Origin of the sequence: Curtobacterium sp. PhB191 (assembly GCF_004346515.1) — a bacterium.
GTDB lineage: Bacteria > Actinomycetota > Actinomycetes > Actinomycetales > Microbacteriaceae > Curtobacterium.
The window spans coordinates 167933-181940 of sequence record NZ_SMBV01000009.1 but is presented as its reverse complement, the minus strand read 5'-3'; the positions used below and the strand labels follow the sequence as shown (position 1 = coordinate 181940).

Here is a 14008-nt window from a genome sequence, read left to right as displayed (position 1 = left end):
CACATCCCACTCTTCGTAGGCTGTGAGGGCCCAGTGAGCCGGACTGCAGCCCGACCCCGAGGAGGTGCCCGATGGTCCTCGTCCTCGTCGCGTTCGCGATCGTCGCCCTGATCGTCCCCGCCCTGACCCCCGTCCTCGGCCGCCGCGTGTTTTACGTGGCCGCCCTCGCGCCCGCAGCCGCCGCCGTGCTGACGGTGCTGCAGACGGACGCGGCCCTGCACGGCAGCGTCGTCGAACGGCACCGGTGGGTCCCGCAGCTCGACCTCGAGATCACGCTGCGGATGGACGCCCTGTCGTGGGTGCTCGCGCTCGTGGTGTCGATCGTCGGGGCCCTCGTGCTCGTCTACTGCGCCTCGTACTTCGGGCGCGACGAACCGGGGATCGGCCGGTTCGCGGGCGTGCTGACCGCGTTCGCCGGGTCGATGTTCGGGCTCGTCCTCGCCGACGACGTCATCGTGCTCTTCGTCCTGTGGGAAGCCACCACGGTCTTCTCCTACCTGCTCATCGGACACGACGCCGACAAGCGTGCGAGCCGTGCGGCCGCGATGCAGGCCCTCGTCGTCACCACCGCCGGCGGTCTGGCGATGCTCGCCGGTCTGGTCATGCTGTCGGTCACGGCGGGCACGACCTCGCTCTCCGGCATCATCGCCGCCCCGCCGACCGGACCGATCGTCACCGTCTCGGTGGTCCTCGTCCTGCTCGGCGCGCTGACGAAGTCGGCGATCGTGCCGTTCCACTTCTGGTTGCCCGCGGCCATGGCAGCTCCGACCCCGGTCAGCGCGTACCTGCACGCCGCAGCGATGGTGAAGGCCGGCATCTACCTCGTGGCCCGGCTCGCTCCGGCGTTCGCACTGCTCGACGGCTGGCGCGAGACGATCACCGTGCTCGGTGTCCTCGGCATGCTCATCGGTGGCTACCGGGCGCTCCGCCAGACCGACCTCAAGCTCCTGCTCGCCTACGGCACCGTCGCGCAGCTCGGGTTCCTCGTGCTCGCCGCCGGGTGGGGCGCGCCCGCGGTGGCGCTCGGCGGGGTCGCCCTGCTCGTGGCGCACGCCGCGTTCAAGTCCACGCTCTTCCTGGTGGTCGGTGCGATCGACCACACCACCGGCACCCGCGACCTCGGGCGCCTGAGCGGCCTCGGCCGGAAGGCACCGTGGCTGGCCGTCGTGGCCGCCCTCGCGCTCGTGTCGATGGCCGGCATCCCGCCGACGATCGGCTTCGTCGCGAAGGAAGCCGTGCTGACCGGGTTCACCGAGTCGCTGCACGGTCCCGACGCCGGCTGGGCCTGGTTCGCCCTCGTCGGCGTGACGCTCGGCTCGGTGCTCACCGTGGCGTACTCACTCCGCTTCTTCTGGGGAGCGTTCGCCCGCAAGCCCGACGTCGCCCAGACGGAACCGCACGCCCTGCACGGCCTGGGTGTGGTGCCGTCGATCCTGGCGCTGACCGGTCTCGCCCTCGGCCTGCTGACCCCGGTCGTCGCGCACGGCATCGAGCCCGCCGCGACGGCGGCCTCGCTCCCCGGCGAGGAAGTCCCCCACCTCGCGCTCTGGCACGGCCTCGAACCGGCGCTCGGCATCTCGGCCGTCACCCTGGTCGGCGGTCTCGCACTGTTCGCCCTCCGACGTCCGGTCGAGGCGCTGCAGCACCAGCTCGCCGGGTTCCCGAGTGCCTCGGGCACCTACCGGCACCTCATGCGCGGCCTCGACCGGTTCGCGACGGGCCTGACCGCCGGTGTGCAGCGGGGTTCGCTCCCCTACTACCTGACGGTGATCCTGTCGGTGTTCGTGGCGGGTGCGCTCGCGAACCTCGTGCTCGGCGGGCCGTGGGAGTTCCACGTCCGGTTCTCCGACTCGTGGGGGCAGATCCCGGTCGTCATCGTGATGTCCGTCGGCGCCGTCGCCGTCCTCACCGCGAAGACCCGGTTCGCCGCCGCCGTCCTGGTGGGCGTGACCGGCTACGGCATGTCCGTCCTGTTCGTCCTGCACGGTGCGGTCGACCTCGCCCTCACGCAGCTCGTGGTCGAGACCGTCACCCTCATCGCGTTCGTCCTGGTGCTCCGGCGGCTCCCCCCGCGCATCGCGACGACGAACCCGAGCCGGTTCCGCATCGTTCGTGCGCTCTTCGCGGGGCTCGCCGGCCTCACGCTGGCGATCGTCGTCATCGTCGCCGCCTCGGCACGCACCGCCGACCCGATCTGGCCGGACCTGCCCGCGCTCACGAGCTCGTTCGGGCACGGCCTCAACGTCGTGAACGTCGCCCTCGTCGACCTGCGCGGCTGGGACACCCTCGGTGAGCTCACCGTCGTCGTCGCCGCGGCCACGGGCGTCGCGAGCCTCATCTTCGTGAACTCCCGCGAGGACACGCTGCCCCGGCTCCGTGACCTGCCGGAGAAGCTGACGGCCGACGGCCAGCGCACCGACGGTGAGCCGCGCGCCTGGCTGCCGACGAGCGCCGCCATCCCGACCGGCCGCTCGGCACTCCTCGACGTCGTGGTCCGACTGCTGTTCCACGGGCTCATCGTCCTGTCGGTCTACCTGCTGTTCGCCGGGCACAACGCGGCCGGCGGCGGCTTCGCCGGTGGCCTCGTCGCCGGCATCGCCCTGGCGGCCCGGTACCTGGCGGGCGGCCCGGCCGAACTCGGCGCCGCCGCCCCGGTCCGTGCCGGTCGACTGCTCGGACTCGGTGTCGCGACGGCAGCGATCACCGCGATCGTGCCGCTGTTCTTCGGCCGCGAAGCGCTGTACTCCGAGTTCTTCGAGGCGACCGTCCCGATCCTCGGCCACGTCGAGTTCGTCACCGCGACGTTCTTCGACATCGGCGTGTACCTGGTCGTCGTCGGCCTGGTGCTCGACGTCCTCCGCAGCCTCGGCGCCGAGGTGGACCGGCAGCGCCTCGAGGATGCCGGGGCGCCCACCCGCGACACCACCGAGGGGTCCGTCCGCGACACCCTCGAGGCACCCACCCCGGAAGGGAGCGCCACATGACCGTCACCCTCGTCCTCGTGATCGCGATGGCCGTGCTGTTCTCCTGCGGCGTCTACCTGCTGCTCGAACGGTCCCTGACCCGGATGCTGCTCGGCTTCCTGCTGCTCGGCAACGCCCTGAACCTGCTCCTGCTGGTGATGTCCGGCGCCGCCGGCAACCCGCCGATCGGCAAGTCCTCCGAGGGCATCACCGACCCGCTCCCCCAGGCCTTCGCCCTGACCGCGATCGTCATCACCTTCGCCGTCAGCGCATTCCTGCTCGCCCTCATCCACCGCTCGTGGCAGCTGTCCCGTGCCGACGAGGTCGAGGTCGACGAAGCGGACGTCGCCATCGGCCGCACGCGCGACGACCCCGACGACGACCCGGAAGCCGACTTCGACCCGAAGTCCCCCGAGGACGCCGACGATCCACACGAACACCAACCGCACCAGGACGGAGTGAACCGATGACCTGGCTCGTCCCGCTCCTCGTCCTCGTCCCGCTGCTCGGCGCAGCCGTCGCACTCGGCCTCCTGCGGCACCAGAAGCTGCAGCGAGCGATCACCGTCGTGGTGCTCGTCGTCGCACTCGCCGTCGCCGCGACCCTCATGGTGCTCGTCGACCACCACGGCACCATCGTCGTGCAGGTCGGCGGGTGGGACGCCCCGTACGGCATCTCGCTGGTGGTCGACCGCCTGAGCGCCCTGCTCCTCACGGTGAGCGCCAGCGTGCTGCTCATCGTCCTGCTGTTCTCGATCGGCCAGGGGCTCGCAGCCGACGACGGTGAAGCTCCGGTCACGATCTTCTACCCGACCTACCTCGTGCTGGCCGCGGGCGTGCTCGACTCGTTCATCGCCGGCGACCTGTTCAACCTGTACGTGGCGTTCGAGATGCTGCTCGTGGCGAGCTACGTGCTCATCACCCTGGGCGGCAGCGAGCAGCGGGTCAGGGCCGGCACCACGTACATCGTCACGAGCCTGATCGCGTCGGCGATCTTCCTCGCCGCGATCGGCCTGGTGTACGGCGCGACCGGCACGGTCAACATCGCCCAGATCAGCGAGCGCGTCGCCGATCTGCCCGAGCACGTGCAGCTGCTCCTGCACACGATGCTGCTCATCGGCTTCGGCATCAAGGCGGCGGTCTTCCCGCTGGCGTTCTGGCTGCCGGACTCGTACCCGACCGCCCCGGCCCCGGTCACGGCCGTCTTCGCCGGTCTGCTGACGAAGGTCGGCATCTACGCGATCATCCGCCTCGAGACGGTGATCTTCCCCGGGCCGCAGTTGAACAACGTGCTGCTCGTGGTGGCGGTGTTGACGATGGTCGTCGGGGTGCTCGGTGCGGTGTCCCAGACCGACGTCAAGCGCCTGCTGTCCTTCACGCTCATCAGCCACATCGGCTTCATGGTGATGGGTGTCGGGCTCGGGACGGTCGCGGGGACGGCGGCCGCGGTGTTCTACACGGTGCACCACATCGTCGTGCAGACCACGTTGTTCCTGGTGTCCGGCCTGATGGAACGCGTCGGGGGGACCACGTCGACCCGGTCACTCGGCGGGTTGTTGAAGGCCGCGCCGCTGCTGGCCGCGCTGTACCTGATCCCGGCGTTCAACCTGGGCGGCATCCCGCCGTTCTCCGGCTTCATCGGCAAGCTCGGGCTGTTCCGCGCCGCCGCCGAGGACGGCTCCCCGTTGGCGTACGTCACGATCGCCGCCGGCGTGGTCACGTCGCTCCTCACGCTGTACGCGCTGATGCGCGTGTGGGACGCCGCCTTCTGGCGGCCGAAGCCCGCGGCCGAGGCCGCGGCGCCGCACGCGACGACCGCCGAACCGCACGCAGCCCTGCGGTCGCCGGAACCCGCCCCCTTGACCGTCTCCGAGGAGACGGGTGAGGCCTTCCACCCAGGAGGCTCGGTGACGGTCACCGACGCACCCCACGCGAGCAGTGCCTCCCGTCCGACCACCGGGTCGACCGAGACGGTCGGCGAAGCGCCGACCAAGGTCCGGCTGCCGCGCATGCTCGTCGGTGTGACGACGGTCGCGGTCCTCGGATCCGTCGCCCTCACCGTGGTCGCGGGCCCGCTCTACGGGTACGCGAGCCGCGCAGCGGAGTCGCTCGAGTCGCCCGACCGGTACGTGCAGGCCGTCCTCGGGGGTGACCGGTGAACACCGACACCCGACACGTCGCGAACGCCCGCCGCATCGCGGTGGCGTGGCGGTACGACGTGCCGCTCGTCGCCGGACTGACCGTCCTGTGGGCCCTGCTCTGGGGCTCGTGGACACCACTGACCCTGCTCTGCGGCATCGTGGTGGCGCTCCTGGTCACCCAGGCGCTGCCGCTCCCGCCGGTCCCGCTGTCGGCCCGGTTCTCGATCGTGCACGCCGTCCGGTTCCTCGTGGTGTGGTCCGGACTCGTCATCACGGCGTCGTTCCGGGTCGCCTGGGTCGCGTTCCGCCCGCGGGGTGTCCGCCGCAGCTCCATCACGCTCGTGCAGCTGCACTCCACCGCCGAGATGACCTTCACGCTGGCGACCCTCGCGATCTCGCTGGTGCCCGGCTCGTACGTCGCCGACGTCGACCTCCGCCGCCGGCGCCTGCTGCTGCACGTGCTCGACACCGAGCGGGTCGAGCAGGTCGAGGCCGCCCGTCGTGAGGCCCTCGGCATCGAGGCCATGGTCATCCGTGCCCTCGGTTCGAAGCAGGACGTCTCCGAACTGTCCGAACCGCTGCCGGAGGTCACCCGATGAGCGCCGCCGTCGTCGTCATGGGGATCGGCATCGCCCTGGTCCTGGCCCTGCTCGGCGCCACCCTCGCGCTCGCGGTGTTCCGGATCGTGCGCGGCCCGACGATCCTCGACCGGATGATCGGATCGGACATGGTCCTGACGACCGTGCTCGTGGTGATCGCGGCGTCGATGGTGGTCCGGCGTGACCTGACCGGGATCCCCGTGCTCGTGGTGATCGCGGCGACGAGCGTGTTCGCGACCGTCGCCGTGGCCCGAGCGGTCACGCCGTCGTCGGACCCGTCGGACGAGGGCCTGAGCGTCACCACCCCCGAGCACGCCGCCGAAGAAGAGGAGCAGTCGTGACCGAGATGATCCAGGCGTTCCTCGACGGCGCCGGCGTGCGGGCGTGGATCGCGCTCGCCCTCCTGCTGATCGGTTCGCTGCTGTCCCTCGGCGCCGGGGTCGGCATCGTGCGCTTCCCGGACCCGCTCGTCCGCCTGCACGCCATGGCGAAGCCGCAGGTGCTCGGGCTGGCGTTCGGGCTGGCCGCGATCGTCGTCGCGGTGGGGACCTGGACGGCGTTCTGGGTCGTCCTGCCCATCATGGTGTTCCAGCTGTTCCTGGTGCCCGTCTCGACGCACATGATCGCCCGCGCCGGGCTGCGTGCCGACGACTACCGGCACGAGGACCTGCTGGTCGACGACACCGAGTCCTGATCGTCAGGCAGCGGTACGGCGCCGCAGCAGCAGGTTGACGACGGCCGCCAGCACGACGACCGCTGCCGAGGCCGCGGGGAGCACCATCGCGACGGACGTGCCGTGCTGCTCCGCCAGGTCGCCGGTGATGGCGGACGCGATCGACTGCCCGACGATCACGGCGGATCCGAGGATCGTCATCGTGGTCGCGGACCGGCCGACCGGTGAACGGTCCGAACCGAGGCTGTACTGGGCGACGAGGGTCGGACCGATGCCGACGCCCATGATCGCCAGGACGATGCCGACCGCCACGACGGAGTCGGCCTGCGAGAACGCGATCGCGCCGCCGAGCAGGACGACACCGAACACGAGCCAGCGCCAGCCGAGGCCGAACGACCGCGGGAACGCTGCGGACCCGAGGGCGAGTCCGGCCGAACCGATGCCCATCAGGCCGTAGAGCAGGCCGGCCTGGGACGCCTCGCCGTGGGTCTCCATGAACGCCGTCAGCGACGTCAGCGTCGAGCCGAAGAACAGGCCGATGCCGAGGATCCCGACGACCACGACGACGAGCCGCGGACGCAGGAGCTGGCGCGCCGGGGCCTGGGTCAGTTCCTCGTGCTGCCCGAGCACGAGCTTGCCGGTGGGGTGCAGCGCGAAGGCGGTCACGAACACGAAGGTCAGGGCCGAGGCGCCGGCGACCGCGACCCAGGGGGCGATCGCGCTGGCGAGGATGCCGACCAGGAACGGGCCGATGATGAAGACGGTCTCGTCGGCGGCGGACTCGTACGCCATCGTGCCGCTGAGGGTCTTCTCGCGGCGGGCCGGTCTCATGCGCTGCGCGATGATGGCGACGAGCCGGGTCCGGGACATCGGCGCGACCTGGGGCGCGGACGCACCAATGCAGAACGCCATCGCGAGCACGGCGAGGTCCGGCGCGCTGCCGCTGACGACGAAGGGGAACGCGCCGAGCAGCGCGGCGTTGACGAGGCCGACGGGGACGAGCACGGCACGCTGGCCGAACCGGTCCGCGGCGGCGCCGACCATCGGTCCGAACACCGCGGCACCGATGCCGACCGAGGCGGAGTTGACGCCACCGAGGGCGACGGAGTCACGCGCGGCCACGACGAGGGTGAGGACCCCGACGACCATCATGGCGAACGGCAGGCGGGCGATGAACGCCACCGGGAAGTACCAGCGTCCGGCGAGGGAGACGAGCGAGGCGTCTCCGGCGGTCGCGGTGTCCGTGCGCTCCGGGGCGGGCGCAGACGGGGTGGGACTGGTGTGGAGCATGGGGGTGTGCCTTCTCGGCCCGGCCCGGTTCGGTGGGGGCGGACCCATCGGGTGCCGCCGTTGTCCGCCGGGGAGCCGGCGGCCGGTAGATACACACTGCGTGTTTCAGAACTGCGCCCATCGTACCAACCGTTCCGGTCGGGGCCAGGGGTAATGCTTCGTCACCGGACCGTCCTGCGGCCCGCACGGCCCATATCGTGGCGCGCATGGAACAGCGACGCATGGGGCGCACGGGGGCGCCCGTCAGCTCGCTGACGCTGGGGACGCGTGCCGTCGCCGGCGTCGCGGCCCACGACCCGTCGGCCGGTGTGACCCTCGTGCTCGAGGCGCTCACCCGCGGCGTGACGTCGGTCGACGTCTCGGACGCCGACGGCGCGGGCCTGGCCGAGACCGCGGTGGGCGCGGCGATCGCCGGACGGCGCGAGGACGTGTTCCTGTCGGTGCGGTTCGGCGCCCCGGTCGACCAGGACCCGGCGCACCGGGGCAACGGGCGGCGGTGGATGTTCCGTGCCGTGGAGCGGAGCCTGCAGCGACTCGGCACCGACGTCATCGACCTGTACCAGCCGGCGCTGCCGGACCCGGCGACGTCGCTCGACGAGACGCTCGACGCCCTCGCCGACCTGGTCGCACAGGGCAAGATCCGCGCGTTCGGCCTCCCCGGGTTCCCGGCCGAGGAGCTCGTCGAGGCGCAGTGGCTCCGGTCCGGGTCGAAGAGCGCCACCGCGACGCACGTGCCCTACTCGATCCTCACCCGCACGGCGGAGCGCACGGTGTTCCCGGTCGCCCGTCGTTTCGGTCTCGGGGTCCTGGCCGGAGCACCCCTCGCGGGCGGCTGGCTCGCGGGCACCTACCGCAACGGCACCGTCCAACCACGCTCACCGCACGTCGACGAGCACCCGGACGCGTACGACATCGGCGCCCCGCGGAACCGTCGGAAGCTCGAGGTCGCCGACCGGCTCGGACGCCTGGCCGACGACTCCGGCTTCACGGTGTCGGAGCTCGCGGTCGCCTTCGCCCTGACCCACCCGGACGTGTCCTCGGTGGTGATCGGGCCGCGCACCGTGTCGCACGTCGACGCCTACGTGCAGGCGTCCGAGATCGTCCTCGACGACGGGCTGCTCGACGCGATCGACGCGATCGTCGCGCCGGGCACCCACGTGCTCGAACGGGACACCGGGTTCGCGCTGCCGGCGCTCAGCCGCGAACGACTCCGCGGTCGCACCCCGGTGGGCGCCGGACCGAACCGCTCGTAGGTCCGCGGTCAGGAGACCTCGCCGGCACGCGCTCCCGCCCACAGGTCGACGTCGGTGATGCCGACGGAGTGCTCGTCGATGGTGCGGAGCTCCTCGTCGGTGAACGACGTGTTCGCCAGCGTCGCGACGTTGTCCTCGAGCTGCGACACCTTCGACGCCCCGATCACGAGCGAGGTCACCCGCTCGTCACGGAGCGCCCAGGCCAGGGCGAGCTGCGCCAGGGACTGTCCACGAGCCGCGGCGACGTCGTTCAGTGCCCGGAGGTGCCCGACGACCTCCGGGGTGATGCTCGACGCGTCGAGCGACTTGCCGGCGGCGGCTCGGGAATCAGACGGCACCCCGTCCAGGTACTTGCCGGTGAGCAGGCCCTGGGCGAGCGCGGTGAACCCGATCACGCCGAAGCCCAGCTCGCCGGCAGCGTCGAGCAGCCCCTCGGTCTCGATCCAGCGGTTGAGCATCGAGTACGACGGCTGGTGGATGAGGAGCGGGGTACCGAGGTCGCGCAGGATCGCGGCGGCCTGGCGGCTGCGTTCCGCGTCGTACGACGAGATGCCGACGTACAGCGCCTTGCCCTGCTGGACCGCCGTGTGCAGCGCGCCCATCGTCTCCTCGAGCGGGGTCGAGGCGTCGAGTCGGTGCGAGTAGAAGACGTCGACGTAGTCCAGGCCCGTCCGCTGCAGGGACTGGTCGAGCGAGGCGAGCACGTACTTCCGCGAACCGCCGCCCTGGCCGTACGGACCCGGCCACATGTCCCACCCGGCCTTGGTCGACACGACCATCTCGTCGCGGTAAGGCCGGAAGTCCTCACGCATCAGGCGCCCGAAGTTCACCTCGGCCGCACCGTAGGGCGGGCCGTAGTTGTTCGCGAGGTCGTGGTGCGTGATGCCGAGGTCGAAGGCCCGACGGCTGATCGCGCGCTGCGTCTCGAACGGCACGTCGTCACCGAAGTTGTGCCAGTACCCCAGGGAGAGCAGCGGCAGGTCGAGGCCCGAGCGGCCGGTGCGGCGGTACGTCATCGAGTCGTAGCGGTCGTCGCTGGCGATGTAGGTCATGGTCCGAGCCTGCCACCAGCGCCATCGGACGGGCGCAACCAGCGCCATCGGACGAGCGCGACGAGCGCGACGAGCGCGATCGGGTGCATGATCGACGCACCGACACGGAAGGGCACCACCATGGCACGGACGACGAAGACCGAGGGCACCTTCACCGACGAGGAACGCGCGGCGATGCAGGAGCACGCCGCCGAGGTCAAACGCACCCGCGGCACGAAGGGCACCAAGGCGGAGAAGGCGGCAGCGGACGCCGCCGCCGTCGAGGCGAAGATCGCCGAGATGCCCCAGCCGGACCGCGGGCTCGCGGAACGCATCCACCGGATCGCGCTCGAGGTCGCGCCCGACCTCGCGCCGAAGCTCTGGTACGGCATGCCCGCGTACTACCAGGACGGCAAGGCGGCGTTCTTCTTCCAGGACGCCGCGAAGTTCAAGGCCCGCTACGCGACGCTCGGGTTCCAGGACTCTGCCGCGGTCGACGACGGGACGTTCTGGCCGACGTCGTGGGCGATCACGCCGGAGTTCTCCGAGGCGGACGAGGCGACCGTCGCCGACCTGATCCGCCGCGCGGTCGCCTGACCCCGCGGCCGGTACCGTGAGCGCATGACCGCGCTCCGTTCGGCCGACCGATGACCGCTGTGGGCGCGCCCGCCCTCTTCGCGCTGGTGTTCCTGCTGCTGTACGTCGTCAGCAGCCGGCGCGACCCGCGGATGCTCCGGAACGGCGTCTTCCTGACGGCGGCCGCGTTCTTCGCGCTCGCGACGGCTGTGACCGCGCTGACGCTCGTGGTCCCCGGGTTCAGCCTGGTCGTCGGCACCGTGCTGCTGCTCGTCCCGCTCGCGGTGGTCGTCCTCGGTGTGGCCCTCATCGCGAACGGGTTCCAGATGCTCCGCTCCGAGGGGCGCAGTCTCGGCAACACCCTGTCGTTGGTCGCGGGGGTGCTCGTGTTCGTGCTGCCGGCGGTGGCGATCGCGCTGTTCGTGTCCGCGAGCGGCGAGGGGTTCACGCTCTGGGACGGCACCCGGATCGCGGTCGCGGTGCTGATGGTGTTCGTGTGCGGGTACTTCGCCGTGTCCCTCGTCGCGTTCGCGGTGTACTCCGTCGTCTACGGCCGGATGCGTCACGGCACCGTGCCGGACGCGATCGTCGTCCTCGGTTCCGGACTGATCCGCGGTGAGGTGCCGCCCCTGCTCCGCAGCCGCCTCGACCGCGCACTCGTCGTGTACCGCGCCGAACGGGCCGCCGGGCGTCGGCCGCTGCTGATCCCCTCCGGCGGGCAGGGCGACGACGAACCGCGCGCCGAGGGCACCGCGATGGCGGAGTACCTGCTGGCGAACGGCGCGGACCCCGACGACGTCCGGCCCGAGACCGAGTCCCGCAACACCCGCGAGAACCTGCGGTTCTCGCGCGCCGTGCAGGCCGAGGCCGGGCGCGACGGTCAGGTCGTCGTGGTCACGAACAACTACCACGTGCTCCGCGCCGCCACGTTGGCCCGCCGGCTCGACCTGCCGGCGCAGGTGGTCGGTTCGCGGACGGCGCCGTACTACGTGCCGAGCGCGTTCCTGCGCGAATTCGTCGCGGTGGTCGTCGAACACCGCTGGCTCAACGTGGTGGCGTGCACGCCGTTCGTCCTGTTCACCGCGTTCCTGCTCTGGGAGTCGTTCCAGCAGCGGTAGACGCGACCGACGGGCGGACGGGAGGCCCGTGGCGGGCCCGCCACGGGCCTCCCGTCCGCCCGTTCGTCGCGTCGAGATCCACCGTAGGATCTCGACCATGGTCGAGATCCAGCCGCCCCGCCCGACCGACCTGCTCCCGATCGGCGAGATCGTCCGACGCACCGGCGTCGCCGCGTCGGCCCTGCACTTCTACGAGCGCAAGGGCCTGATCCGCCCCGAGCGCACCGACGGCGGCACCCGGATGTACCCGCGGCACGTCGAACGGCGGATCGCGATCATCCAGGTGGCGAAGCGCCTCGGCATCCCGCTCAGCGAGGTCGCCGAGCAGTTCGGCACGCTGCCGGCCGACCGGATGCCGTCCTTGCGCGACTGGAACCGGCTGAACGAGCGGTGGCGTGCACGACTCCGGGCCCGCCAGCTGGAACTCGAGCGGCTGCAGCAGGAGATGACGCAGTGCATCGGGTGCGGCTGCGTCTCGCTCGGGGCGTGCTCGGTCGTGAACCCGGGCGACACGCTCGGCGACGAAGGCCACGGCGCTCGGCGGCTGCTGCCGATCGAGGACGACGCCCCGCAGGACTAGACCCCGCGCAGCCCCTCGTCGATCCGGTCGAGCAGCGCGAGCGCCCCGGGCAACCCGGCGTCGTCGTCGCCGAGCGCGTCGCGGAGCTTGCCGGCCCAGTGCGCGCGGAGGCGTCCGATGCTCTCCCGCGCCACGTCGGTCGAGTGCAGCTGCACGGTCCGCGCATCGTCCGGGTCCTGCCGACGTTCGACCATCCCCTTCTCCACCAGGGACCGCAGCGCGACGCTGAGGTTGCTGCGCTTGAGTGCCGTCGCCTCGGCCGTCGCGCTCGGCGAGGTGCCGGGGTTGCGGTCGACCCAGCGCATCACGAGCGCCTCGGTCCCGGTGAGCGGCACGATGTCGAGCGCCCCGGCACCGTGCGGGTCGATCTCCCGCGAGATCCGCAGCACGACGTCGGCGAGGTCGGCGAGGACGTGGTCGGACACGGCGGAGTGCATGTCCGTACTGTACCGAGGATCGGCAATGAGTTATGCTTTCATAACAATGACCACGGACACCGGAACCATCCGCGCGCACGTCGCGACACCCACGACCAGGCAGCAGGGCATCACGACACCGCTGCTGCTGGTGCTCGGCCTGCTCAGCGCCGTCGCCCCCTTCGCCACCGACCTGTACCTGCCGGCGTTCCCGCAGATGACCACCGAGCTCGGTGCGAGCGCCACCACCGTGCAGCTCACCCTGACCGCGTTCCTGGTCGGCGTCACGGCCGGCCAGCTCGTCTTCGGCCCGCTGTCCGACCGGTTCGGCCGCGTGCCGCCGCTCATCGCCGGCGCGGCACTGTGCGTCCTCGCGAGCGTCGCCGCGGTGTTCGCACCGAACATCGGCGTGCTCATCGCGGCTCGACTCCTGCAGGGCCTGGGCGGTGCGGCCGGCATGGTGATCAGCCGTGCGGTCATCTCCGACCTGGCGACCGGCAAGCCCGCAGCCCGCGCGTTCTCGCTCATGATGATCGTCGGCGGGGTCGCCCCAGTCGTCGCTCCGCTGCTCGGTGGCCTGCTCACCGGTCCGATCGGCTGGCGCGGCCTGCTGTCGATCGTCCTCGGTCTGTCCGTGGTCATGCTCGTCGCGGTGCTCGCCGTCATCCGTGAGACCCACCTGAAGGCGCACCGCGACGTGCTGCGCGAGGAGCGGAAGGGCTCCGGTTCGCCGCTCCGTGCGCTGCGCTCCCGCACCTTCCTCGGCTACATCGCCGTGTTCGGTTTCGCGTTCGCCGTGATGATGGCGTACATCTCCGCCTCGCCGTTCCTGTACCAGGACATGATCGGGCTCGGCACCGTCGGCTACGGCCTGGCGTTCGGGCTGAACGCGCTGGCCCTGATGGGTGTGAGCATCGTGTCCGCCAAGCTCACCGAGACCCGTTCGGTCACCGGCGTGCTGTCGCTCGGCATCGCCCTGGTGTTCGCGTCGACGGTCGCGTTCGCGCTGCTCGTCGTCTTCGCGGCACCCGTGTTCTGGCTCGCGGTCCCGCTGTTCACCGCGGTCGGCTCGCTCGGCCTGGTGCTCGGCAACGCCACGGCGCTGGCGCTCGGTGCTGTCCCCGCCGCTGCCGGCAGCGCGTCGGCCGTGCTCGGGGCGCTGCAGTTCGGGCTCGCGGCGCTGGTGTCCCCGCTCGTCAGCATCGGCGGCTCGGTGACGGCGGCACCGCTGGCGATCGTGATGCTCGCGTCCGCCGTGGTGGCCGTCGTGGCGCTGCTCGTCGCCCGGGGCCGCACCCGCCTGGCCTGACCCGGTCGGCGCCGACTCGGTCGGGGCCGACTCGGAACGACATCATCGACGTCGCACGAC

At 71.6% G+C, this 14008-nt stretch carries 14 protein-coding genes; 11 read left to right on the top strand and 3 right to left on the bottom strand.

Annotated features, from left to right (window positions below):
* Positions 1–71: 71 nt before the first annotated feature.
* From EDF48_RS15465 to EDF48_RS15440, 6 genes are read left to right on the top strand one after another with little or no spacing between them, the layout of a single operon-like run.
* A complete protein-coding gene (locus EDF48_RS15465; protein WP_131881060.1) occupies positions 72–2984 on the top strand; it encodes a Na+/H+ antiporter subunit A in 2913 nt (970 codons plus the stop codon).
* Positions 2981–3433, top strand: coding sequence for a Na(+)/H(+) antiporter subunit C (locus EDF48_RS15460; protein ID WP_111085885.1), 453 nt, complete (start codon positions 2981–2983; stop codon positions 3431–3433). Before EDF48_RS15465 ends, EDF48_RS15460 begins: the two co-directional genes overlap by 4 nt.
* Positions 3430–5121, top strand: coding sequence for a Na+/H+ antiporter subunit D (locus tag EDF48_RS15455; RefSeq protein WP_123339137.1), 1692 nt, complete (start codon positions 3430–3432; stop codon positions 5119–5121). Before EDF48_RS15460 ends, EDF48_RS15455 begins: the two co-directional genes overlap by 4 nt.
* Positions 5118–5702, top strand: coding sequence for a Na+/H+ antiporter subunit E (locus EDF48_RS15450; protein ID WP_123294606.1), 585 nt, complete (start codon positions 5118–5120; stop codon positions 5700–5702). Before EDF48_RS15455 ends, EDF48_RS15450 begins: the two co-directional genes overlap by 4 nt.
* Positions 5699–6043: a sodium:proton antiporter gene (locus tag EDF48_RS15445; protein WP_131844853.1), complete on the top strand. Its 345-nt coding sequence runs from the start codon at positions 5699–5701 to the stop codon at positions 6041–6043. The genes EDF48_RS15450 and EDF48_RS15445 overlap by 4 nt, the downstream gene beginning before the upstream one ends.
* 5 nt (positions 6044–6048) lie before the next feature.
* On the top strand, positions 6049–6396 hold the full coding sequence (locus tag EDF48_RS15440; RefSeq protein WP_243648940.1) for a monovalent cation/H(+) antiporter subunit G: 348 nt from the start codon (positions 6049–6051) through the stop codon (positions 6394–6396).
* A gap of 3 nt (positions 6397–6399) precedes the next feature.
* Here EDF48_RS15440 and EDF48_RS15435 read toward each other — a convergent pair whose 3' ends face one another.
* Positions 6400–7665, bottom strand: a complete 1266-nt coding sequence (locus EDF48_RS15435) for an MFS transporter (protein WP_131881058.1) — start codon at positions 7663–7665, stop codon at positions 6400–6402.
* 206 nt (positions 7666–7871) lie between these two features.
* Between EDF48_RS15435 and EDF48_RS15430 the strand changes: the two genes are divergently transcribed.
* The gene (locus tag EDF48_RS15430; protein WP_123294602.1) at positions 7872–8918 is read left to right on the top strand and encodes an aldo/keto reductase; all 1047 of its coding nucleotides are present in this window, start codon (positions 7872–7874) and stop codon (positions 8916–8918) included.
* Between the two features lie 8 nt (positions 8919–8926).
* Here EDF48_RS15430 and mgrA read toward each other — a convergent pair whose 3' ends face one another.
* Positions 8927–9970 carry an L-glyceraldehyde 3-phosphate reductase gene (gene mgrA, locus EDF48_RS15425; RefSeq protein WP_131881056.1) on the bottom strand — a complete coding sequence of 348 codons (1044 nt, stop codon included), beginning with the start codon at positions 9968–9970 and terminating at the stop codon, positions 8927–8929.
* A 120-nt stretch (positions 9971–10090) separates the two neighbouring features.
* Between mgrA and EDF48_RS15420 the strand changes: the two genes are divergently transcribed.
* The 3 genes from EDF48_RS15420 to soxR all read left to right on the top strand — a co-directional run bounded on the left by EDF48_RS15420 (position 10091) and on the right by soxR (position 12223).
* Positions 10091–10546: a DUF1801 domain-containing protein gene (locus EDF48_RS15420; RefSeq protein WP_131881053.1), complete on the top strand. Its 456-nt coding sequence runs from the start codon at positions 10091–10093 to the stop codon at positions 10544–10546.
* 50 nt (positions 10547–10596) lie between these two features.
* Positions 10597–11643 carry a YdcF family protein gene (locus tag EDF48_RS15415; RefSeq protein ID WP_131881051.1) on the top strand — a complete coding sequence of 349 codons (1047 nt, stop codon included), beginning with the start codon at positions 10597–10599 and terminating at the stop codon, positions 11641–11643.
* Positions 11644–11740: 97 nt separating this feature from the next.
* Positions 11741–12223, top strand: a complete 483-nt coding sequence (soxR, locus tag EDF48_RS15410; protein ID WP_111085894.1) for a redox-sensitive transcriptional activator SoxR — start codon at positions 11741–11743, stop codon at positions 12221–12223.
* Here the strand turns inward: soxR and EDF48_RS15405 are convergent.
* On the bottom strand, positions 12220–12660 hold the full coding sequence (locus tag EDF48_RS15405) for a MarR family transcriptional regulator (protein ID WP_228505511.1): 441 nt from the start codon (positions 12658–12660) through the stop codon (positions 12220–12222). The genes soxR and EDF48_RS15405 overlap by 4 nt on opposite strands.
* 46 nt (positions 12661–12706) lie before the next feature.
* Between EDF48_RS15405 and EDF48_RS15400 the strand changes: the two genes are divergently transcribed.
* Complete coding sequence (locus EDF48_RS15400; protein ID WP_131881049.1) at positions 12707–13948, top strand: multidrug effflux MFS transporter; 1242 nt, start codon at positions 12707–12709, stop codon at positions 13946–13948.
* The last annotated feature ends 60 nt before the right edge of the window (positions 13949–14008 follow it).